A 17,780-nucleotide genomic window follows, 5' to 3' on the forward strand; every position below is an offset into this window, starting at 1 on the left:
CTAATTAACAATGAAAAAGTTTAATGTGGGTGTTTTGGGAATTGGAGATATTAGTGATGTTTATTTTAATAACTTAAAGAAGTATGACATTGTGAACGTAACCGCTTGTGCAGGACGAGATCTTGAAAAAGCGCGTAAGAAGGCAAATCAGCACCATATTCCAAAGGCGTATGCCACAAGCAGAGAACTAATAAAGGATCCTGAAATCGATATTATTCTTAACTTAACTGTTCCGGAAGTTCACGCCGAGCTAACAATCGAGGCGCTAAAAGCTGGAAAGCATGTTTATACTGAGAAACCATTAGGAGCAACCCTGAAAGAAGGGGAAGAAATTATTACTTTGGCACAAGAGAAAAACCTTTATGTAGGTTGTGCGCCTGATACTTTTTTAGGCGGCCGTCTGCAAACCTGCAGAAAAATCATAGATGAAGGCCGAATAGGAGAAGTGATTGCCACAAGTGCTTTCGTTGTAAGCCATGGTCAAGAATGGTTTCATCCAAACCCGGATTTTTTCTATAAACAAGGTGGTGGTCCTTTGCTTGATATCGGTCCTTATTACATTACAGCGCTCTTATCGCTGCTTGGTCCAGTGAAAAGCTGTTGTGCGATGTCAAGAAGAACGTTTGATCAAAGAACAATTGAAAGTGAGCCTAGACGAGGGCAAACGATTAAAGTTGAAGTCGATACTCATATAACAGGAAATCTTGAATTTATGAGTGGTGCCATTGGAACGATTATTACTAGTTTTGATGTTTGGGATTCAGAGCTTCCTAGAATTGAGATTTATGGAACAGAAGGGACGATTTGCATCAATGATATTGATCCATTAGACGGGCCTAATCTTTTTGGGGGTTCTGTTCTTTTAAGAACAAAAGAGAACTATAGGTGGAAAGGACTACCGAGAAAAGGACCATTTAGTGAATGGGAAAAGGTCGAAGTGATTCATCCATTTAATGAAACAAGCCATAAAGAGAACAGCCGCGGCATCGGTCTTGTCGATATGGTATATGCGATTAGGGATCAAAGAGAAGAACGTGCAAGCGGAAAAATGGGCTTCCACTCCTTAGAAGTAATGGAAGGATTACTTAAATCTGCAAAAGAAGGCTGCTTTTATCATGTGGAAAGTACGTTTAAGCGACCAGAGCCGCTCCCTATTGATTTCCCGAAAAGTGAGGGATAGACAACTTATCTTATGAATTTTATTTGAAGCATGATCTAACCTTTATACTCGTTTTGCAAAGGAGATGGAAGATGTAGATGGCGGCGAATCATTTAGCAGTTGGAGAGTAAAGAACTGTAACGCTATTAAAAAATAAAAGAAGTGCTCCTGGGTGTCTTGTGATATTTTTTCTAAATGTCACTTGGTTTCAAGCCCAGGTTCTTTTTTATATAAAATTAAAGATTTATAAAGGGGAAATGCACCTTATTTTTCATTGTCTGTCTCTAAAGTACAAAAACATGTCTTTATAATATAAAGACATCACTTATGATATGTCCTATAATTGCAATTAATCGTACGTTATTTATATTTTTGTTTTTTAGAAAAAATTAAACTTATTTCCTTTTTATCAGTCTGTATTTAATATTTATAGGGCGGTTAAGAAGTATTGAGTTAGGCTCTTGATTTATCTTATGTCTTAAAAGTATAAAAAAAGGTCTTCTTAATGCAAAGACACTCATTATCTATTGTCCTATAATTATAATTGTAACTAATTAACTTTCAGTTCATTTTTTTTAGCTTAAAGTGGAAAACGATTACATTGAATGAATGTTATATTAAGGGGGAATTGAAATGATGAAAACAGGTCTAGTCACAGATATTTTAGGTTATATGTCTTTTGAAGAAATGCTTGATACGTGTGTAGAGTTAGGAATTGAAACACTCGAATTAGGATGCGGCAACTGGTCAAAGGCGCCTCATGTTGATTTAGATGGACTTCTTGAAAGCGCTGTTAAACGCGAACAGTTTTTAGATGCGATTAAAAGCAGAGGCATTGAGATTGCTGCATTAAACTGTTCAGGAAATCAGCTTGAACCGACAGCGCAGGGGGAAGCGCATAAAGCGGTGGTTGAAAAAACATTTAAGCTTGCCGGACTTTTAGGAGTCGAAAAGATTGTGATGATGTCAGGATGTCCGAGTGGTGGACCGAATGATGTGACACCGAACTGGCTGACTCATCCGATTTTACCGCCTCACTTTGAAACACTTGATTGGCAGTGGAATGAAGTAGCATTTCCGTATTGGGAAAAAGCTGTAAAAACGGCAAAAGAATACGGCGTTCAAAAAATTGCAATTGAAAATCTTGGTTTTAACTTAGTTCATAATCCTGAAACCCTTTTAAAATTAAGAAATGAAGTTGGCGATATGGTTGGTATGAATTTTGATCCGAGTCACTTATTCTGGATGGGCGGCGATCCAATCGCGGCAGCACGCACATTAGGAGATGCGATTTATCATGTTCACGCAAAAGATGTGCGCATTGAAAGAGGCATCAATGATGCACAAGGTCTTATTGATGTGAAACCGATGGAAAGCTTTGCGACTCGTTCTTGGAACTATGTTGCGCTTGGATACGGACATGACATTGGTTATTGGAAAGAGTTCTTTACAGTTGTAAAAATGACAGGCTATGAGGGACCGGTCGTTCTTGAAATGGAAGACTTAACGATGGGATCGCTTACGGGTGTGAAAAAATCAATGGATGTTCTAAAAGCATCCCTGCCTAGAGATTTCAAGAAACAAAGTTCAATTGTTCAGTCATTAGTTAATCAATAAATAAACAAAGGAGTACGAGTTGTATGATTTTAAAAATAGGTGTTATTGGTACTGGGGCGATTGGTCAAGATCACATTCGCAGAATTACAAATACGTTATCAGGAGCAGAGATTGTTGCGGTAACAGATGTGAATGCAGCACAAGCTCATGCGGTTGTGGAACGCGAAAATCTTAATGCAAAGGTTTATGAAAATGGTCATGATGTCATTCAATCTGCTGAAGTTGATGCGGTGATCGTGACGTCTTGGGGTCCAACTCACGAAGAGTTTGTGTTGGCTTCCATCGCGGCAGGAAAACCGGTATTTTGTGAAAAACCTCTTGCGACAACTGCAGAAGGTTGTAAGAGAATTGTTGATGCTGAAGTTGCGTACGGTAAGCAGTTAGTTCAAGTAGGCTTTATGCGTCGTTATGATAAAGGATATCGTGCATTGAAAAAGGTCGTTGATAATAGCAAGATTGGTGAGCCGTTAATGGTGCATTGTGCACATCGAGCTCCTGCAGCTCCAGGGTTCAGTGGGGATATGGCACTTACTGATTCTTTCCCACATGAAATTGATGTCCTAAGGTGGTTACTCAATGACGATTATGTGTCTGCTCAAGTCATTCTGCCTAGAAACACACGTCTTGCAGATAAAGGGCTTCAGGATCCGCATATTGTCTTACTAGAAACGAAACAGGGCATTCGAATTGACACGGAAATATTTGTTAACTGCCAATACGGCTATGATATTCAATGTCAAGTTGTCGGAGAAACAGGTACAGCAAATTTACCTGAGCCATCTAGTGTGCTTATGCGCAGTGAAGCAAAACTTTCAACTGAAATTTTAGTAGATTGGAAAGATCGCTTTATTGAGTCTTATGATATTGAACTGCAGGAATGGATTAATTCTACTGTAAAAGGCGAAATGGATGGACCGTCAGCATGGGATGGATATGTTGTCGCAGTAACGGCTGATGCTTGCGTTAAAGCGAAGGAAACAGGCGAGGTTGTTCCAATTACAATGCCGGAACGTCCTGAATTTTATGATAAGTCAAAATCTCTAGTTAACTCTTAATTTTATATAAGAATAGGATCTGTACGTACAGCAGATAACGATTAAATATAAACAAATAAAAAAGGAGATGTTTACATTGCGTTTAGCTTATGATCCGTCACATTATCGTGATAATACAAATTTGAAAGATACGATCGATGCTGTTGCAAGGTTAGGATATGAATATGTAGAGCTATCACCGCGTAAAGATTTTATTTGGTTTTATGAATATCCAAAGGTGGATAAGCATCTGATCAAAGATTTAAAACGATATTGTTCAGATGCTGGTGTGAAAATTTCTTCTGTTCTTCCTGTGCAGCAGTGGTCTTCACCGATTGAAGAAGAACGTCAAGCGGCAGTGCGGAATTGGAAGCGCTGCATTGAAATTACTTCTGAATTAGGTGTCGATTTAATGAACAGCGAATTTGCCGGCGACAAAAGCCGTCCGGTTGAAAGTGAAGCGTCGTTTGTGAAATCAATGGAAGAGCTGATGCCAATTTTTGAAAAAGAGGGAATTAGACTTAATTTACAATCACACCCTAACGATTTTATTGAGCTGAATACAGAAGCAATTCGAATGATTCGTGCCCTTGATAAAGATTGGATTAAGTTAGTTTATTCTGTTGCCCATGCTTTCTTCTATGATGATGGTATCGGTGATGTCGAGAAGCACTTGGAAGAAGCAGGAGATTTACTAGATCATGTTCTTATTGCGGATACGCTGAATCATAAAGCAGCGTTTGGATTACGATATATTGTAAATCCTCCTAATGCAAACGTCACAATTCACCAGCATTTAAACCCTGGTGAAGGGGAAATTAACTTTGAAGCCCTTTATCGCAAATTAAGAGAACTGAAATTTGACGGCATTGTGACTAATTCAGTGTTTGCTTATCCTGATAAACCGGAATGGTCCAATGAAGTCACACTAAAATCGATTAAAGAGGGCTTAAATATTAAAGAAGGCTTAAATATTTAATAAGTGGGTAAAGCTCTTTAATGTCGGGCGTGTCCAAGTGATATGCTCGGCATTACTTTAAGATTAGGAGAAAACATTATGATTTTAAAAAAAATAATTAAAAATGGCCTAATTACAATTAATTATTATAAAGATGGTGTGCTGAACAACTGTCAAGGCTATGTTCATAACCTTGATTTAGCGGAACAAACTATTTCTTTGAAAGATCAACAGAACAATACTTTATTAATTCACTTGTCTAAAATTATTGAAGTGTATTGAATAACTAATTGTGATCGTAAATGATCTGTTAAACAATTAATTTTAAAAGCTCATTTTTATAAAATTATTTTAGTCATATATGTAAGCGATTTATGGATGCGCTAACATCGATTTGCTGCTTCTTTAGGATAGCGTTTTTATATAAAGAAACTATGCAAAAAAAGGCTATTTTTTTAATAATTTATAACCTTTATATTTCCAAAGGGGGAAAACTCAACTTGAATACACAACACAAGTCGTTTTTGTTTAAAGTTATCTTAATCTCAACATTTGGCGGGCTTCTTTTCGGATACGATACTGGTGTTATTAATGGGGCCCTGCCTTATATGTCTGAAGAACTTGGTCTTACCCCATTTACTGAAGGTCTCGTCGCGAGTTCGCTTCTTTTTGGGGCTGCGATTGGTGCCGTGTTCGGTGGTCAATTAGCAGATTATATCGGCCGCCGCAAAAACATTGTTTATCTCGCACTGTTGTTCTTTATTTCAACAGTTGGATGTACACTTGCACCAAACGTTACGATTATGGTTATCTCTCGTTTTCTGTTGGGGCTTGCTGTAGGAGGAGCTTCAGTAACAGTTCCGAGTTATTTAGCAGAAATGGCACCTGCTGAGGGTCGGGGCCGAATGGTTACCCAAAATGAACTAATGATTGTTAGCGGACAGCTGTTAGCCTTTGTTTTCAATGCTATTCTTGGCAACGCAATGGGGGACCACCCGCACGTATGGCGTTACATGCTGGTCATTGCAGCACTTCCAGCAATTTTCTTGTTCTTTGGAATGCTTAAAATGCCTGAAAGTCCACGTTGGCTTGTATCGAAAAGAAAAAATGACGCTGCACTCAGTGTTCTTCGGAAGGTCCGTGATGAGAATCAGGCGCAGGTAGAACTAAATGAGATTAAAGAAGCTTTCGCTAAAGAGAAAGAAACGAAGAAAGCAACATTTAAAGAGATGATAGCTATACCATGGGTACGCCGCATCTTATTTCTTGGAATTGGAACAGCTGTTGTCATGCAAATTACCGGTGTTAACTCAATTATGTACTATGGAACTGAAATCCTAAAAGATGCTGGTTTTGAAACAAAGGTTGCACTTATTGCTAATATTGCCAATGGTGTTATCTCAGTTGTAGCAACTTTGGTCGGTATCTGGTTCCTTGGAAAAGTAGGCCGTCGTCCAATGCTCATAACAGGCTTAGCAGGAACAACGACAGCACATCTGCTCATTGGAATATTTTCATTAACACTTGAAGGGTCTGCTGCACTTCCATATATTGTGCTTACCTTGACAGTCACGTTTCTAGCATTCATGCAGGGAGCTATTGCACCGGTAACGTGGCTGATGATTTCGGAAATGTTCCCAACACGTTTTCGCGGTATTGGCATGGGAATCGCTGTTTTCTGTCTCTGGATCGTGAACTCCCTTATTGGCTTGATGTTCCCGGTATTACTTGCGACAGTTGGTTTATCAATAACATTTTTTGTTTTCGTAGTTCTGGGGCTTTTGGCAATCACGTTTGTGAGCAAATACTTACCAGAAACGAAGGGTCTTACACTTGAACAGTTAGAACATCAATTCCGTACTTATGATAAGCGAGGTGCTCAGGAAGGTTTAAATAAAAAAGCAGTAAGATAATCGAAATGGAGTAATGCAGAAATAAATTTCACAGCAAAAAGAGAGGCGCATCACTTGTATAAGAAGTGATGCGCTTTTTAAAAATGATTTAGAGGTATTATTATTAAATAATTAAGCATTAGAGTGTGATTAAGGATTTTAATGCAAGTTTGTGTTATTCCAGTATTGGAAAATGGAGATATTGATTAGCGAGACACTGAGATTTATAGTATAGATAAAGGAAAAAAATAAAGTAAGGAGGGATCTTTTTGGATTTAAATAATTTTATGTCAAGTAAATTAACTTTAAATCAATATGCGAACCGGTTAGTGCAGTATGGTTCAGCTTTTCATGTGCATTATTGGGGAGTGATGCCAAAACATTATGATAATCTTCTTCATAAACATTCTTTCTTTGAAATATGTTATGTACTTGATGGCAAAGGAAGTTATATAGATGAAACTACTACTTATGAGCTTGAAAAAAATACGATGTTTTTTTCAAGACCAGAGGTTTTACACCAAATTAAAAGTGAAGAAGGATTGGCTCTAGTATATGTGGCTTTTGAGTTAATAAACTCAGAATCAAGTGAAGAATGGAATAAGATCATGAAGGAAGCAGAGCAATGTTCTGAAATAGTGATTAATGTAGAAGAGGAGTCAACCGCAGCATTACTTTGGAAATCACTACTTATTGAGTCTAAAAAAAATGAAAAAGCTTTTTTTGAAGAAATGCTAACAAACTTATCTTATTCTCTTATTGTTTCACTGCTGCAAGCATTTGTCCCTTCTTTAAAGAAAGACAATCACAACAGTTCACCTGAAACATCTCCTTCACTTCTTAATGTCGCAAAATTACACATTAAGGATAATCTTTCGGGTTCATTAAAACTTACCGATGTAGCAAGGCATTTGCACATATCGGGTCGGCACTTATCGCGAATATTCGTATCGGAATTAGGGATAAGCTACTCGGAGTTTGTGCAAAATGAGAGAGTACAAAGAGCGGCAACATTACTTAAAACAACTGATTTATCTATTAAAGATATTGCAGAAGAAACTGGCTTTACTAGTGTTCATTATTTTACACGCGTTTTCACTTCTGCACTGCGTCATTCACCTGGACGTTTTCGGTCACTTTATACAGATTTAAAAGAAACTACATACAAAGATGAATAAATTCCTCCCCCCCCCCCCGCTTAATGGAGTGCATTTGAAGTGGGGGTTTTATTGTTTTGAAAAGGACAAATATTTTTTGTAAAATGTCTCTAAAATATAAAAAAGAGTCTTAATAATATAAAGACATCTTTTTAAATGCGTCTTATAATTACAATTGTAATAAAAATTCTAAATATTTTTTCATTGTTAAGAAAGCGGTTACAATTGTATTTATTATTAATTTTAAAAATTGATATATTGAAAATAAATAATGAAGAGTAGATGTTCAATTACTTATTATGTCTCTAAAAAACAAAAACAACTCTTAATGAGATAGGTATATCAATTATTAACTGTCCTATAATTACAATTGTAATGAACTTTCATAATCTATTTTTAGGAAAGAAAGCGTTTGCAAAAAAAGTATTCTTTTCTAAATATAAATTGGAGGGGTAAATATGATAAATGGAGAGAAGAAAATTGCAAGACCACTAAGATGGGCAATGGTTGGCGGTGGAAGACATGGACAGGTTGGATATAAACACCGCATAGGGGCGTTAAGAGACAATACTGCTTTTGAATTAGTGGCTGGTGCATTTGATATCGATCCTGCTCGAGGGAAAGACTTTGGGGTGAATCTTGGTGTATCAGAAGATCGCTGTTATCCTGATTATAAAACGATGTTTGTTGAGGAAGCAAAGCGAGAAGATGGAATTGAAGTGATTTCGATTGCAACGCCTAACGGGACACATTATGAAATTTGTAAAGCCGCATTAGAAGCTGATCTTCATGTTATTTGTGAAAAGCCTTTATTTTTTACGAGTGAAGAAGTTCTTGAGGTGAAGGAACTTGCTGAAGAAAAAGGGAAAATAGTTGGTGTCACCTATGGTTTCTCCGGCAATCAGCTGTTGCTTCAAATGAGAGCAATGATTGAAAATGGTGATATCGGTGAAATTCGTGTTGTTGATTTAGAGTATACACACGGATTCAGTGCAACTGACAGTGCTGATAAATTTAGTGAAGCGCAAAAATGGCGTGTTGACCCGAAAATTGCTGGCCCAAGCTTTGTGTTAGGCGATCTTTCGACACACACTTATTATATGTCACAGTTAATTATGCCAAACATGAAAATTAAAAAACTTTTATGTGACCGTCAAAGCTTTATCAGCAGCCGTGCTCCATTAGAGGACAATGCGAATGTGCTGATGCATTATGAAAATGGTGCGGTAGGCAGACTATGGACTTCTTCTATTAACGCAGGATGCATGGATGGCCATAGAATTCGCATTGTAGGCTCTAAGGCGAGCTTAGAGTGGTGGGACAGCAAACCTAATGAACTAAGATATGAAGTGCAGGGTGAACCAATTCAAACGTTAATTCGTGCGATGCCTTATTTAGATGACAGCTGCAATGCGGATGAGCGTTTAGGAGCTTTACATCAAGAGGGCTTATCGGAATCATGGGCCAATATTTATTTAAAGTTTGCGATTGCAATTGATGCAAAAAACCGTGGTGATGAAGAAACGTTAAGCAACCTTGTTTATCCTGATATTAATGCGGGTCTTGACGGCGTTCGTTGGATTGAAAATTGTGTGCGATCTGCAGATAATGGAGCAGTTTGGGTAGGATATAATGAAGTTGAAGATAAAACATTGAGCCCGGTTCAAAACTAAAAGAATGATAATGAAATAAATAATAGACAAAAAACCTTTGAAGAGTTTACTTCCAAAGGTTTTTTATTTTGGTGATTCCAAAATGTCTCTAAAATGCAAAAAACGGTCTTTATAATACAAAGACAATCTTGATTTTATGTCTTATAATTACAACTAAAATAAAATTTTATAATATTTTGAATTTAATTGGTTAGCGATTACAATTGTCTTTTCTATCAATTATTAAAGATTGTAAGACTATTATTAAAAAGTATGAACTAAATCTAAATTATAAATAATGTCTCTAAAATACAAAAACTAGTCTTGAAATTATAAATACATTTAATATTTAAAGTCTTATAATTACAATTTTAAGAAAGTTTTAAAAATTTTTAAATTTAAAAGTAAGCGATTACACAAAGGGGTAATTTACTAACTGAAACTTTTGGGGGGCTAATAATGAGAATGAATCAAGTATTCACTTAACATGATGGAGGTCGCGATCGTTCATTGTTTTATAGTTGGTTTTGTAAACGGTTAACTTTTTTTAATCAAAATAGAAAACGATTACATTTGGCAATTATTTATTAACTATAAACGAGGGGGAAGTAATAATGAAATTTGAAAAAAAAGTTATTGCGATTTTTAGCTTAATCATGATGTTAATTTTAGCTGCCTGCAGCGGAGCTGATGAAACAGCTTCTGGGGGAGAAGGTCAATCAGGAGCTTCAGGTGACAAGAAGGTAATCGGTGTCTCTCTTCAAAACTTTAGTGATGAGTTTCGTATCTATATGATTGAGGCGATGGAAGAAGAGGAGAAAAATCATCCGGAATTTGAATTTTTATATGCAGATGCTCAAAATGACAGTGCAAAGCAGATGAACCAGGTTGAAAACTTTATTACACAGCAAGTAGATGCGATTATTTTTACGCCGGTTGATACGATTGCTGCTGTTGATATATTAGCACGTGTTAATGAAGCGGGTATTCCAATCATCGTTTCAAATCAAACGTTTGATGGGGTAGAAGAAGCGACAGCTTACGTTGGTTCAGAATCAATTCAATCAGGATTATTACAGATCGAAGAAGTAGTGAAATTGCTTGATGGAAAAGGGAATGTCGCGATTATGCACGGTCAAATGGGCCATGAAGCAGAAATTAAGCGTACAGAAGGAAACAAGCAAATTATCGCTGAAAATCCTGAAATGGAAGTTGTATTAGAAGATACGGGTGAGTGGAACAGAGAAAAAGGCTTAACATTAATGGAAAACTGGTTGAATACAGGAAAGCAAATCGATGCAGTTGTAGCTAATAATGATGAAATGGCGATTGGGGCAATTATGGCTCTTGAAGCAGCTGGTAAACTTGATGAAACAGTTGTAGCGGGAATTGACGCAACACCGGCAGCTTTAAAATTAGTGAAAGAAGGAAAGCTTGATGTTACGGTGTTCCAGGATGCAGTCGGGCAAGGAGTGGGCAGTATTCAAACGGCTGTAAAAGCAGCAAATGGTGAATCGGTTGAAGATGTAATCGTACCATATCAACTTGTAACGAAAGAAAATGTAGAAGAGTACTTGGCGAAGTATGAGTAAGCTTTATCAATGATACAAAGCTAATGAAAGGGAGCTTTTATAAATACGTTCCCTTTCGTTAGCTGGTAATCCTATTAGAAATGGGGGGATTGACGATGAGTAATGAATATATTTTACAAATGGAAAATATCACAAAAGAGTTTCCGGGAGTAAAAGCGTTAGACAATGTTGAGTTTAAAGTGAGAAAAGGAACTGTACATGCGTTAATGGGTGAAAATGGTGCCGGGAAATCAACACTTATGAAAATCATCATCGGGATGTATACACCTGATAAAGGAAAGATCATTTTTGATGGTGAAGAATTAGTCCTTACTAATATTAATGATGCGTTAGATAAAGGAATTTCAATGATCCACCAGGAGTTAAGTCCGGTGCCGGAAATGACAGTTGCGGAAAATATTTACTTAGGAAGAGAACCGACATACGGAAAAAGCGGTCTCGTGAATAATAAAAAATTAGTGCAAATGACAAAAGATTTGTTAAAAAGCTTAGAAATTAACATTGATCCGACGATGAAAATGGTAGATTTAAGTATTGCAAATACGCAAATGGTTGAAATTGCAAAAGCGATCTCCTTTAATTCTAAATTAGTGATTATGGATGAGCCAACATCCGCCATTACGGAAAAAGAAGTTGCTCAGTTGTTTAAAATGATTCGTTCCCTTAAAAAGAAAGGAGTCGGCATTATCTATATTACGCATAAGATGAGTGAGCTGTATGAAATTGCGGATGATATTTCAGTTTTTCGAGATGGCACGTATGTAGGTTCTGAAACAGCACAAAATTTAAAAAATGATGACCTGATTCGAATGATGGTAGGAAGAGAATTGAATCAAATATTCAATAAACCGACTATAGAGACCGGAGAAGTAGCTCTTTCTGTTAAAAACTTAGCAAGCGATAAGTATTTTAAAGATGTTAACTTTCAGGTTCGTAAAGGTGAAATTCTTGGTTTTGCAGGGTTAATGGGATCAGGAAGAACAGAAATTCTTGAAGCAATATTTGGGTTAAAAGATCTTGATGAGGGTGAAGTCTACATCCATGGTGAAAACGTGAATATAAAAACGCCGCAGGATGCAGTGAAGAATAATTTAGGGTTTCTAACGGAAGATCGAAAACTATCGGGGCTGTTTTTACCTCTATCTGTTAAGGAAAATATGATCACAGTTAATATCGATAGCTACTTATCAAAAGGATTACTAAATGAAAAGAAAATGATTGATGAATGTAAACAGCAGAAGAGAAATCTGTTAATTAAAACGCCTAATATCGACGAAGTTGTTGGAAACTTAAGCGGCGGTAATCAACAAAAAGTATTACTGGCCAGATGGCTGCTGAAAAATCCTGATATTTTATTTTTAGATGAGCCAACCCGTGGTATTGACGTTGGAGCAAAATCAGAGTTTTACAATTTAATTTTTGAATTAGCTAAAGAGGGTAAAGCTGTCATTGTTGTCTCATCTGAAATGGCAGAGATCCTTGGCTTATGTGATCGCATTATGGTCATGCACGAAGGTAAAATTTCAGGGGAATTAAGCCGTGAAGAGGCAACGCAGGAAAGAATTATGCAGTATGCAACTGGTCAAGTGAAGGAAGAAGAGAGATCCGAAGAAAAAACTTTGGAGACTGCGACAGTTCGATAATATGTAGAGGTCGATGTGATTACGTCAATATAAACGTTTGGAGGAATGAATAATGAGTCTTAAGATGGAAAATGTGAAGACTAATGAAATACCTCAAGAAAAAAACAAACAATTTAAAGACATCTCTATGAATATTCTCAAGAAGTATGGTATTTTAATCATTTTATTTTTACTTATTGCGTTAATGTCGGTATTAACTCCTTATTTTCTAACATTCCCTAATATGATTAATATCGTAAGGCAAATGTCAATCATCGGAATTATTGCGATTGGGGTTACGCCGATCATTATAACGAAAGGAATTGATTTATCTTCTGGTTCTTTGATCGCACTTGTATCAGTCGTAGTGGCTGGTTTTGCTCACCCGGGAGATTATCCGATATTAGTTCCGATTGCAATGGCTTTAGGTGTTGGTTTATTAGTTGGTTTAATCAATGGTACGTTAATTGCTAAAGGTTTACTTGCTCCTTTCATTGCGACATTAGGTATGATGACAGCTGCTCGAGGAGCTGCGATGCTTATAAGTGATGGAAGACCGATTGGGAATTTATCTGATCCGTTTAAATTCATTGGTCAAGGTGCAATACTTGGTGTACCGGTTCCGATTATTATCTTTGCTTTAGTTGGTATCGTAACTTGGGTTCTTCTCAATAAAACGAAAATTGGTAAATATATTTATGCAATTGGTGGAAATGAGCAAGCTGCGGTGACAGCAGGGATTAATGTAAAAAAAGTATTAATTATGGTTTATGCATATGCAGGATTACTAGGCGGTCTTGCCGGTATGATCTTAACGTCAAGAATCGCTTCCGGACAGCCGCAAGCAGGACTTATGTTTGAATTAGATGCAATCGCAGCAGCGGTTATTGGCGGTACAAGTCTTTTTGGAGGAATAGGAACAGTTGGAGGAACAATTATTGGTGCGCTTATTATCGGTGTAATGAACAATGGTCTGGATCTTTTATCTGTTAATTCTTATTGGCAGCAAATTGTTAAAGGTGCAATTATTGTAGCCGCTGTATATATCGATACGAGAAAGAACCGCAAAAAATAGTTTCCTAGAGAAATAATATTTTCTACCAGCTGATTTTTTAAGAGTTATTTAGAAAACGATTACATGAAAGTCGCTATAAATAAAAGATGGGGGTATGAAAGTTATGGTATTAAAAATAGGAGTGATCGGTACAGGAGCGATTGGTCAGGATCACATTCGCAGAATTACTCATTCGTTAACAGGAGCAGAAATTGTTGCCGTAACAGATGTGAATAAAGAACAAGCATATACGGTTGTTGAACGGGAAAATCTTAATGCGAAGGTTTATGAAAATGGTCATGACGTCATTGAAGCTGATGAAGTTGATGCGGTAATTGTAACATCTTGGGGACCAACGCATGAGGAATTTGTGTTGGCGTCAATTGCGGCAGGAAAACCGGTATTTTGTGAAAAGCCGCTTGCGACAACGGCTGAAGGCTGTAAAAAAATCGTTGATGCAGAAATTGCACACGGCAAACCGTTAGTACAAGTAGGATTCATGCGTCGTTATGATAAAAGTTATCGTCAATTGAAAAAAGTTGTGGATGCTGGTAAGGTTGGAGACCCTTTAATGGTGCATTGTGCACACCGAGCTCCTTCAGCTCCAGGTTTCAGTGGGGATATGGCACTTACCGATGCTTTTGTGCATGAAATTGATGTTTTAAGATGGCTTCTCAATGACGACTATGTTTCTGCTCAAGTGATCCTGCCTAGAAATACACGTCTTGCAGATAAAGGGCTCCAGGATCCGCATATTGTCTTACTAGAAACGAAACAGGGAATTCGCATTGATACGGAAATCTTTGTTAACTGCCAATACGGCTATGATATTCAATGCCAAGTTGTTGGCGAAACAGGTACAGCCAATTTACCAGAACCGTCTAGTGTTACGATTCGCAGTGAAACAAAGCTTTCAACTGACATTTTAGTAGATTGGAAAGATCGCTTTATTGATTCGTATGATGTTGAGCTGCAGGAATGGATTAATTCCACTATGAAAGGCGAAATGAATGGACCATCAGCTTGGGATGGCTATGTTGTCGCAGTAACGGCAGATGCTTGTGTGAAAGCAAAAGAGACAGGTGGAATTGTTCCAATTGAGATGCCGGAACGTCCTGCATTTTACGATAAGCTGGATGCTTTTATTAAAGCTTAATTTTGATTAAATAAATTTTAAATCTAGTGATGCCGAGCATGTCCAATTGATATGTTCGGCTTTTGTTTAAATAAATTAACAAGATGTCTACAAGTTAAGTGGAAGCTATATATGTTCAATGCTCGTATTTGAATCGGAAAATAAGGTGATGAAATGAAAATGATTGATGTTGCAAAAATAGCAAACGTTTCTGTTGCAACTGTTTCGAGAGTGATCAGCCAACCAGATAGAGTAAGCAAAGAAACAAGACAAAAAGTTTTAGAAGTTATTAAGGAACTGAATTATCAGCCGCACATGATTGCAAGGCAGTTTAGAACAAAGGAAACAAAAACAATTTTAGTTGTTGTTCCGGATATTACAAAAGCTTTTTTCTCAGAAGTATTAAGAGGGATTGAACATACAGCGCTTAAAAATGGTTATCAAGTCATTTTAGGAGATACAGAGAATGATATCGAAAGAGAAAGAGAATATATTAATTTATTACTTAAAAAGCAAGTGGACGGTATGGTGTTGTTAACGGCTAGAATTGATAAAGAAAGCTTGGAAGAGATTTCAAATCAATTTCCAATGGTGCTTGCCTGTGAATATATGAACGGATTAAATATTCCAACCGTTTCGATTGATAACATTAGCAGTGCTAGAAAATTAACCGAACACTTAATACAGCTTGGACATACTAAAATTGCCCATATAACAGGTCCTATCAATGTCATCCTGAGCCGGGACCGGTTAAGAGGGTATCAACAAGCAATGCTAAAATATGATTTAATTCTTGATCCGGCATTTATTCAAGAAGGTGATTTCAGCTATGAATCTGGTTATAATCAAATGCTTAAATTGCTGGCATTAGAAACTATACCGACAGCGGTTTTTGTTTTTAATGATGAAATGGCTGTAGGAGCCATTGCGGCTGTAAAAGATAGCGGTCTGAATGTTCCAAAAGATATAGCGGTAGTCGGCTTTGATAATGTGAAGATGTCGTCTGTATATGAACCACGGATTACAACGATTGACCAGCCGAAATATAAAATTGGGAAAAAGGCAATGGACTTGTTATTAAAATTAATGAGCGGGGAAGGTTTGCAAAAGAAAAAATTCGTATTAAAGGATCAATTAATTATTAGGGAATCCTGTGGTGCTAAAGCTTCTGTACAGGAACTGGAAAAAGTATAAATTTATATTTTATATATTAATATGTCTCTAAAGTACAAAAATGAGTCTTTATAATATAAAGACATGAATAATATACTGTCCTATAATTATAACTGTAAATGAATCGTTTTCAATTCTTTTTATTTAAAATGGAAAACGATTACACCTAAAGTTTTACCGGTTAAACTTGATTTTATTAAGCTGGTAATAAAGGGTTTGGATTTTTTTGTTCTATTATTAAAATGTCTCTAAAGTGCAAATTTGTAGTTTGATAGTGCAAAAACTTCTATTATCTATCAGCCTGAAAGTACAATTGTGATAATCAAGTTTTAGCTGAGTTTCAATTCAACATAAAGAGCACCTACTTCCTAAAAAAGATGAAGACAATGACAATGTACGTTAACAATCTTATTTAAAAGGAGTTATATGATGAATACCATTAAATTTGATCAATCAAAACCAATCGATGTCATTCCAGTTGGACGTGTCGCCATTGACTTTAATCCAAACGATATCCATAAACCGTTAGAAGAAAGTCGGACATTTACAAAGTATGTAGGCGGTTCTCCAGCGAACATTGCGGTTGGATTATCACGACTTGGTAAGAAAGTTGGCTTTATCGGGAAAGTATCCGATGACCAGTTTGGTCGATTTGTTACAAATTATTTTGAAGAAGAAGATATTGATACATCCAATATTGCAGTAGCGAAAAACGGAGAATCATTAGGTCTTACTTTCACAGAAATTCTAAGTCCGACCGAAAGCAGCATTTTAATGTACCGAAACGGTGTCGCTGATTTAAGTTTAGATCCGGAAGAAATTAATGAGGACTATATTAAAAGTGCAAAAGCGATTGTTTTATCAGGAACAGCGCTTGCGGCAAGTCCTTCTCGAGAAGCGGTTTTACAAGCGGCAGAATACGCGAAAAAGCACGGCACCGTTGTTATTTTCGATGTTGATTACCGCAGCTACACATGGAAATCAAAAGAAGATATTGCGCTTTATTATTCGATTGCCGCAAGAATGAGCGATATTATCATTGGTTCCCGCGAAGAGTTTGACTTAATGGAAGCGCTTATTACGAAAGAACAAAGCACCGACCGTGAAACAGCCGATCGCTGGCTCGATTTCGGTAATGAAATTGTTGTCATTAAACACGGCAAAGAAGGCTCTGTCGCTTACACAAAAGATGGCGGTTCTTATCAAATCAAACCATTCCCAGTGCAGCTGTTAAAATCATTTGGCGGTGGGGATGCCTATGCATCAGCATTTATTTACGGATTGCTCCAAGGCTGGGAAGTAATCGATGCCTTAGAATTTGGAAGCGCTTCTGCGGCGATCGTTGTTGGCAGTCACAGCTGTTCAGAAGATATGCCGACAGCAGAAGCGGTAAAAGCATTTATCGAAAAAGCAAAAGAAGAACATGGTGAAATGGTAGCAAGAGCTTAAAAGTACTTAGTTAGGAAGAGAGAGGTAGGGGACGTTATGGAAACAATTCGGCTTACAACAGCACAAGCACTTATTAAGTTTATTAACCAGCAGTACGTTTCGATTGATGGCAAGGAAATCCCGTTTGTGGAAGGGATCTTCAATATTTTTGGGCATGGAAATGTATTAGGAATTGGCGAAGCGCTTGAACAAGATGCAGGCCATTTAAAAGTCATTCAAGGCAAAAATGAGCAGGGAATGGCTCATGCGGCGATTGCCTATAGTAAACAAATGCTCCGTCAAAAAA

General features: G+C 37.0%; 14 protein-coding genes and 1 pseudogene. All 15 read left to right on the forward strand.

Translation table 11 applies throughout. The features are described from left to right. The first annotated feature begins 10 nt into the window (after window positions 1-10). Window positions 11-1,180, forward strand: coding sequence for a Gfo/Idh/MocA family protein (locus DS031_RS16360; protein ID WP_113807142.1), 1,170 nt, complete (start codon window positions 11-13; stop codon window positions 1,178-1,180). 615 nt (window positions 1,181-1,795) lie between these two features. Then, window positions 1,796-2,776: a sugar phosphate isomerase/epimerase family protein gene (locus DS031_RS16365; protein ID WP_181833195.1), complete on the forward strand. Its 981-nt coding sequence runs from the start codon at window positions 1,796-1,798 to the stop codon at window positions 2,774-2,776. A 23-nt stretch (window positions 2,777-2,799) separates the two neighbouring features. Then, window positions 2,800-3,831 (forward strand): bifunctional inositol 2-dehydrogenase/D-chiro-inositol 1-dehydrogenase, encoded by a 1,032-nt coding sequence (gene iolG / locus DS031_RS16370; RefSeq protein ID WP_113807144.1) that lies wholly within the window; start codon window positions 2,800-2,802, stop codon window positions 3,829-3,831. Between the two features lie 76 nt (window positions 3,832-3,907). Continuing rightward, window positions 3,908-4,789 (forward strand): sugar phosphate isomerase/epimerase family protein, encoded by an 882-nt coding sequence (locus DS031_RS16375; RefSeq protein WP_113807145.1) that lies wholly within the window; start codon window positions 3,908-3,910, stop codon window positions 4,787-4,789. 78 nt (window positions 4,790-4,867) lie between these two features. Next, window positions 4,868-5,050 carry a YolD-like family protein gene (locus DS031_RS16380; protein WP_113807146.1) on the forward strand — a complete coding sequence of 61 codons (183 nt, stop codon included), beginning with the start codon at window positions 4,868-4,870 and terminating at the stop codon, window positions 5,048-5,050. A 218-nt stretch (window positions 5,051-5,268) separates the two neighbouring features. Next, window positions 5,269-6,681, forward strand: a complete 1,413-nt coding sequence (locus DS031_RS16385) for a sugar porter family MFS transporter (RefSeq protein ID WP_425451978.1) — start codon at window positions 5,269-5,271, stop codon at window positions 6,679-6,681. A gap of 248 nt (window positions 6,682-6,929) precedes the next feature. Further along, window positions 6,930-7,838: an AraC family transcriptional regulator gene (locus tag DS031_RS16390; RefSeq protein WP_181833194.1), complete on the forward strand. Its 909-nt coding sequence runs from the start codon at window positions 6,930-6,932 to the stop codon at window positions 7,836-7,838. A gap of 437 nt (window positions 7,839-8,275) precedes the next feature. Next, window positions 8,276-9,490 (forward strand): Gfo/Idh/MocA family protein, encoded by a 1,215-nt coding sequence (locus DS031_RS16395; RefSeq protein ID WP_113807148.1) that lies wholly within the window; start codon window positions 8,276-8,278, stop codon window positions 9,488-9,490. A gap of 593 nt (window positions 9,491-10,083) precedes the next feature. Further along, window positions 10,084-11,061, forward strand: coding sequence for a sugar ABC transporter substrate-binding protein (locus DS031_RS16400; RefSeq protein WP_113807149.1), 978 nt, complete (start codon window positions 10,084-10,086; stop codon window positions 11,059-11,061). 95 nt (window positions 11,062-11,156) lie between these two features. Beyond that, the gene (locus tag DS031_RS16405; protein ID WP_113807150.1) at window positions 11,157-12,704 is read left to right on the forward strand and encodes a sugar ABC transporter ATP-binding protein; all 1,548 of its coding nucleotides are present in this window, start codon (window positions 11,157-11,159) and stop codon (window positions 12,702-12,704) included. 127 nt (window positions 12,705-12,831) lie between these two features. After that, window positions 12,832-13,758, forward strand: coding sequence for an ABC transporter permease (locus DS031_RS16410; protein ID WP_220182093.1), 927 nt, complete (start codon window positions 12,832-12,834; stop codon window positions 13,756-13,758). 103 nt (window positions 13,759-13,861) lie between these two features. Then, window positions 13,862-14,893: a bifunctional inositol 2-dehydrogenase/D-chiro-inositol 1-dehydrogenase gene (gene iolG, locus DS031_RS16415; protein WP_113807152.1), complete on the forward strand. Its 1,032-nt coding sequence runs from the start codon at window positions 13,862-13,864 to the stop codon at window positions 14,891-14,893. A gap of 153 nt (window positions 14,894-15,046) precedes the next feature. Further along, window positions 15,047-16,066, forward strand: coding sequence for a LacI family DNA-binding transcriptional regulator (locus DS031_RS16420; protein WP_113807153.1), 1,020 nt, complete (start codon window positions 15,047-15,049; stop codon window positions 16,064-16,066). Between the two features lie 408 nt (window positions 16,067-16,474). Further along, window positions 16,475-17,494 (forward strand): 5-dehydro-2-deoxygluconokinase, encoded by a 1,020-nt coding sequence (iolC, locus tag DS031_RS16425; RefSeq protein ID WP_113807154.1) that lies wholly within the window; start codon window positions 16,475-16,477, stop codon window positions 17,492-17,494. Window positions 17,495-17,530: 36 nt separating this feature from the next. After that, window positions 17,531-17,780 (forward strand): annotated as a pseudogene (locus DS031_RS16430) (thiamine pyrophosphate-binding protein); the annotation flags it as partial.

It is taken from the genome of Bacillus taeanensis, assembly GCF_003318295.1.
GTDB classification, from domain to species: Bacteria; Bacillota; Bacilli; order Bacillales; family UBA6769; genus Maribacillus; species Maribacillus taeanensis.

Coding starts and splice junctions, on each gene's coding strand:
- iolC (WP_113807154.1), top strand. CDS start 16,475: ATGAATACCATTAAATTTGATCAATCAAAACCAATCGATGTCATTCCA.
- DS031_RS16420 (WP_113807153.1), top strand. CDS start 15,047: ATGAAAATGATTGATGTTGCAAAAATAGCAAACGTTTCTGTTGCAACT.
- DS031_RS16410 (WP_220182093.1), top strand. CDS start 12,832: ATGAATATTCTCAAGAAGTATGGTATTTTAATCATTTTATTTTTACTT.
- iolG (WP_113807152.1), top strand. CDS start 13,862: ATGGTATTAAAAATAGGAGTGATCGGTACAGGAGCGATTGGTCAGGAT.
- DS031_RS16405 (WP_113807150.1), top strand. CDS start 11,157: ATGAGTAATGAATATATTTTACAAATGGAAAATATCACAAAAGAGTTT.
- DS031_RS16365 (WP_181833195.1), top strand. CDS start 1,796: ATGAAAACAGGTCTAGTCACAGATATTTTAGGTTATATGTCTTTTGAA.
- DS031_RS16400 (WP_113807149.1), top strand. CDS start 10,084: ATGAAATTTGAAAAAAAAGTTATTGCGATTTTTAGCTTAATCATGATG.
- DS031_RS16395 (WP_113807148.1), top strand. CDS start 8,276: ATGATAAATGGAGAGAAGAAAATTGCAAGACCACTAAGATGGGCAATG.
- DS031_RS16360 (WP_113807142.1), top strand. CDS start 11: ATGAAAAAGTTTAATGTGGGTGTTTTGGGAATTGGAGATATTAGTGAT.
- DS031_RS16380 (WP_113807146.1), top strand. CDS start 4,868: ATGATTTTAAAAAAAATAATTAAAAATGGCCTAATTACAATTAATTAT.
- iolG (WP_113807144.1), top strand. CDS start 2,800: ATGATTTTAAAAATAGGTGTTATTGGTACTGGGGCGATTGGTCAAGAT.